Origin of the sequence: Clostridium sp., assembly GCF_016650095.1 — a bacterium.
Taxonomy (GTDB): domain Bacteria; phylum Bacillota; class Clostridia; order Clostridiales; family Clostridiaceae; genus Clostridium_AD.
In genome coordinates this window covers 1-5,369 of record NZ_JAENWL010000268.1, presented here as the reverse complement: position 1 = coordinate 5,369, position 5,369 = coordinate 1, and the positions used below count along the sequence as shown (strand labels likewise).

General features: G+C 32.6%; 4 protein-coding genes. 1 reads left to right on the top strand and 3 read right to left on the bottom strand.

What is annotated here, in order from left to right:
- Window positions 1-109: 109 nt before the first annotated feature.
- Window positions 110-1,114 carry a LacI family DNA-binding transcriptional regulator gene (locus tag JJE11_RS14110; RefSeq protein ID WP_291636718.1) on the top strand — a complete coding sequence of 335 codons (1,005 nt, stop codon included), beginning with the start codon at window positions 110-112 and terminating at the stop codon, window positions 1,112-1,114.
- 91 nt (window positions 1,115-1,205) lie between these two features.
- Here JJE11_RS14110 and dhaK read toward each other — a convergent pair whose 3' ends face one another.
- The 3 genes from dhaK to JJE11_RS14095 form a co-directional block, all read right to left on the bottom strand.
- Window positions 1,206-2,966: a dihydroxyacetone kinase subunit DhaK gene (gene dhaK, locus JJE11_RS14105; protein WP_291636716.1), complete on the bottom strand. Its 1,761-nt coding sequence runs from the start codon at window positions 2,964-2,966 to the stop codon at window positions 1,206-1,208.
- A complete protein-coding gene (locus tag JJE11_RS14100) occupies window positions 2,966-4,102 on the bottom strand; it encodes a glycerol dehydrogenase (protein WP_291636714.1) in 1,137 nt (378 codons plus the stop codon). The genes dhaK and JJE11_RS14100 overlap by 1 nt, the downstream gene beginning before the upstream one ends.
- 210 nt (window positions 4,103-4,312) lie before the next feature.
- Entirely contained in the window at window positions 4,313-5,350 is a 1,038-nt protein-coding gene (locus JJE11_RS14095; protein ID WP_291636712.1) for a PocR ligand-binding domain-containing protein, read from the bottom strand.
- Between the last annotated feature and the right edge of the window lie 19 nt (window positions 5,351-5,369).

Here is a 5,369-nt window from a genome sequence, read left to right as displayed (position 1 = left end):
CGTTGATGCCCTGTAGATTATATGATATTATTATAATAATAGTAATAAGCATTACTTAATTCATATGCTTATTATCGTAACTGGTTTCATAAGAGAGGAGACATTCCATATGAGTTATACCATTTATAACCTTGCGAAAGACTCAGGAGTTTCTGTTGCCACCGTATCTAGGGTCATAAATAATAACGGTTCAGTTAAAGAAAAAACCCGTCAGAGGATTCTTCAGATAATGGCTGAAAAAAATTTCAAACCCAATGCTTATGCACGCGGTTTAAATAACATCAGCATGAAGACTATAGGAGTTATAATGTCTGATATAGCCAATCCTTTTTTTGCAGAAGTAGTTAAAGGAATTACAGATATATTTCAAAAGAATGAATATAACATAATCCTTTGTTCTACGGAAAATGACAAAAGTATTGAGAGAAAAGAAATAGAGGTACTTGTAAATAAGCAAGTAGAGGGCTTTATTATTGCAGGTAGTCGTCCAATAAATGATGTTAACGCAAGTTTTATTATTGAACTTAGTGAAACTTATCCTATAATACTTGTCAATAGTTTTATTAAAGGTGGAACAAAATTATTTTCTGTCATGGTAGACGAGAAAGAAGCCGCCTATAAGTCCTTTAATTATTTAGTTTCTAAAGAGAAAAGAGATATCTATTTATTAGGAAATCAGAAGTGGAAAACCACAATGGTAAAAACTTCTGCGTTAAAACAATGTTTAAACGAAAATAATATTGCATTTGATAAAAACAAATTAATTGATTGTGATTACAGCTACTCAAGTGGAAGGGATGCTGCAAAAGAACTTCTAAAAAGAAAAATTCCATTTCCCTATACTTTATTTTGTTGCTCTGATATGATTGCCATTGGTGCAATGAGAGAATTTTTAGTTTCAGGTGCAAAAATACCGGAACAGGTTTCAATAATGGGATATAGTAATATTGAAATGGCATCATTGGTTACCCCTTCCTTAACCACATTAGATCAGAAGATGTTTAGTCTTGGACAAAAATCTGCCAATTTATTTGTAGATATATTAAATGAAAAATATCCAATAAACAAAAAAATGTACTCTGATTATGAATTAATAGTAAGAGAGTCCACATAATTCGCATTTTTGTTATCCTAATTAGTAAACAAAAGCAAAAGGGCTCGTGATTAACTCACAAGCCTTTTTCATATACTAAAAATATAAATTATTATTTTATAGAATTTGAAACTTCGGTAAATATTATAGCGAGTCCCGTTGCACCTGCATCTGGATATCCTAAACTTCTCTCTCCAACTGCTCCTGCACGACCCATACGAGCCACAATATTTTCAGTGCTTTTAGCTCCCTCAACTGCTGCTTTAGCTCCTTTTGCAAAAGCTTCTTTAAAAGCTATGTTTTCTTTTGCACTTTTCATCAGTGAATCAGCACATGGAACTAATGCATCTATTAAAGTCTTATCTCCAACTACAGCCCCTCTTCCAAAAGAACGTTCTCCTACAACTTGAATTCCTATCGCCGCGGCCTGCATCATTTCCGCAAAATCTAAAACTGTTAATTCAGTTTTTGTTCCAACCTGTTTACCTGCTGCTCTAAATGCTGATCCCCATATTGGTCCTGATGCTCCACCACAATATTCCATTATTACCAAAGAACATGCATTTAAAAACTCTCCAATATTAATATGTTTTTCTGAAAGAATATCTTTCCATTCTCTCTTTAACTGTTTAAACCCTTTTGCTATACTCATACCAAAATCACCGTCTCCGGCCTGAGAATCCAGTTCGCAAAATGGAACTTCATTGTCAATAATAACTTCACTCATTTTATCAATAATATAAATCATATTATTAAAACTTACTTTTTCATTATTAAGCTTTGCAAAGCTTTCATCTGTCTCTACCTTAAAAGATACTGACTCTGCATCCTTACTAAAAGTGTCTAAGCTTACATATTCAACTTGGTCTACTGGGCCTGTTACCTTAAATGCTGGAGTATCACTTTCTTTTGATAATAGTTCTTTAAGCTGATCATCTAATTTCATAATTGATACGGAAGCACCTTGCATATCTATACTTGTCATATAATTTCCTACAAAAATTCTGTTTATTTTAACATTTTCCTTAACTAATTTACCGACAACCGAATTGTTAAATAAGTATAATTCTTGTAGTGGTGTCCCTCCAAACCCATTTATTAATAATGCAACTTCTTCATTATTTGTACCATCTATTTTCATATCTTTTAAAATAGAATCTACAACTTTTTCTGCAAGTTCATCTGCGGTCGCCATTTTTTCTCTCTTAATTCCTGGTTCACCATGAATTCCAACTCCAAATTCCATTTCGTCTTCTGCTATTTCAAAAGTTGGAGTTCCTTTAGCTGGTACAGTGCATGAGGTAAATGCAAATCCTAAACTTCTAACATTTGCAATAGCATTTTGCGCAACTAACTTAACTTCTTCTAGTGATAATCCAAGTTCTGCTGCTGCACCTGTTACTTTATGTACTAGCACAGTTCCAGCAACCCCACGGCGTCCTACAGTATATAAACTGTCTTTAACTGCAATATCATCATCTACTTTAACATAATCAACTTTAATGCCCTCTTCACTTGCTAAATCAGCTGCATTCTTAAAGTTCATCATATCTCCACTATAATTTTTGATGATTAATAATGTACCTTTATCACTAGCAGTAGCTTTAATTGCTTGATATACTTGAATTTGAGATGGAGAAGCAAATATATCGCCGCATACCGCCGCATCTAACATTCCTTTTCCTATAAATCCGGCATGAGCTGGTTCATGTCCACTCCCACCTCCGCTAATTAGAGTTACTTTATTTTTATTAATAATTTTTTTCTTTATTATTTTATATTTTCTAAGAAGCTCTAATTCTGGATGTGCCAAAACTATGCCGTTGCACATTTCAATTACTACAGTTTCTGGACTATTAATTAATTTTTTCATTAGTTACCTCTCTTTTCTTTGTAATCTCTACCTATTTTATCTGCAGTTATAATTGATGCAGCTACAGCTTCAACAGTTATTGGGAATGGCATAGCATGAATTGATTCTTCTGGAATACATGCCTTTTGCGCTACTGCCATAAGTTCTTCATTTGTAATGCTATCTACTCCTATATCTGATAAACAAACTGGTAATCCAATTTCTAAACAGAAATCTAATACTTCATTTATTTCTTCTGTAGGTGAATTTTCGAGTACTAGCTGAACAATTGTACCAAATGCAACTTTTTCACCATGGAAGTATTTATGAGTCCCCGCTAAAATAGTTAATCCATCGTGAATTGCATGAGCTCCACCAAGTCCTGCGCTTTCAAAACCAAGGCCTGATAAAAGGATATTTGCTTCTATAATATTTTCTAGTGCCTGTGTTACTAAATTACAATCTGAAGCTGCTTTTGCTTTTATTCCATCTTTCATAAGGGTTTCATAACATAGCTTAGCAAGTGCTAATGCCGCATTTGTTCCAATTGCTGGACCACATAAACCTTCTCTAAAACCACAAGGAAGTCCAGCATTAACATTAGAATATGATTTTGAAGTTGCTCTTGCTTCGAAGTATGTTGATAATGCATCTCCCATTCCTGAAACCAAGAAACGAGTTGGTGCTTTTGCAATAACTGATACATCAATAAGAACTACACTTGGGCTTTGCTTAAAGTAAGCATAATCATCAAATGCTCCTTCTGGTGTATAAAGTACCGCAGAGTGACTTGTTGGTGCATCTGTAGCCGCTATGGTTGGAACAATAATTAAAGCTTCCCCCTCTGCAACACATTTAGCTGTGTCAATTGCTTTACCGCCACCGAGACCGATTATGCAACCACATTTTTTATCTTTAGCAACCTCTTGTAATCTTGCTACCTCTTGTCTTGAACATTCACCTATAAATGCGCTTTCTATAAAAGTAATGCCAAATTTTTTAGCAGTTATATCTAATTTATCTTTAACACGTGCAACATCTTCACTATTGGCAATTAATAGAGCCGATCCTGCAAAACCTTTTACAAAGTAACCTAAATTCAATAATTCATCCTCACCTTGTACATACTTAGTTGGGCAAATAAATGCTTTTCTCATATTAATCTCTCCTCTTTATATAAATTTATTTTTTCATTTTTAACTTACTTTTATTATAACATCGTTTACATAATAACTCATTGGAATCGCATGTCATAAAATTACGATTTCAAATCGTAATTTTATGACATCAACCTAATAAATAGTAATTTTATGCTTTTCTTAAATTAAAGAGATTTTTTGAAAATGGATTAAATAATTTTCCTACACTTAATTTCCCTTACAATACTTTCTATAAATAGCTGGTGTTACACCTTCATACTTTTTGAATACTTTTATAAAATACCCCGTTTCACTAAAGCCAAGTTCATTACTAATTTCATTAATACACATGTTTTTTTCCTCTAATATGTTCTTAGCCCATTCAATCTTTAGTCTTGATGAATAATTAGAAAAATTTTCTCCTGTTTCCTTTGCAAATAACCTACTAAAATAGCTTGCGCTAATATGGCAAACTTTAGCCATTTTTTCTACAGTAATATTTTCACTTTTATTTTCATAAATATACTCTATTGCTGGTTTTAAAGTGTTACTTACTGTAATTTCAACACCGTTACTATAAGGCTTTTCTCTAATATAAGCATTTAATAGAGCATTAGAAATTTCTTTTTTACCATGTTCCATATTTTTTATTGTGTATCCCATTAATGTACTCGAATCTATTTCAAACTCTTTTTTTATAGTCTTTTGGTACATTCCTAAAATCAAGTTTTTATCTAGTGCTTCTTCTACTAAATAGTTACATAGTGAAAATAGCATATTTGCAATTTGTTTTACTTCCGCGTAGGATAAAACAGGCAATTCTTCATAATACTCTTTCAAATCCTCTAAGACATTTTTAGCTATAGAATTTTTGGGTGTTACTACTATTTTTTCTAATATATCTTGCGCATTAGAATCTGATAATTTCACTTGACCTGCCATAATTGCACCAATATATTTACCATCAATTATTATCGGAATAGCTATATCTACTATATTAAAATGACATAGATATATATATGCATTATTGAGCCTAACTGCTTCTAAGCCACCTCTGGAATCGCATCTTTTACAATATTTTTCAAGTTCAGGATTTGCTCTCACAGCTTTGCAGAACCGGTGACAACCACTATGTACAGTAACTGGATTACCTTTATAATCAACAGTTATCATTGCGAGCTTAGTGAATATTGCAAGAAGTTCTTGTAATCCAACCCATTTTTCTAAATTTATAACTTTGCTTAAATTCAAATTATCGTTCATCAATTTTCACTACCCCCTTACT

What these genes read in the sequence shown, in the direction of transcription:
- JJE11_RS14110 (WP_291636718.1), top strand. Translation starts at nt 110, where the DNA reads ATGAGTTATACCATTTATAACCTTGCGAAAGACTCAGGAGTTTCTGTT.
- dhaK (WP_291636716.1), bottom strand. Translation starts at nt 2,966, where the DNA reads ATGAAAAAATTAATTAATAGTCCAGAAACTGTAGTAATTGAAATGTGC.
- JJE11_RS14100 (WP_291636714.1), bottom strand. Translation starts at nt 4,102, where the DNA reads ATGAGAAAAGCATTTATTTGCCCAACTAAGTATGTACAAGGTGAGGAT.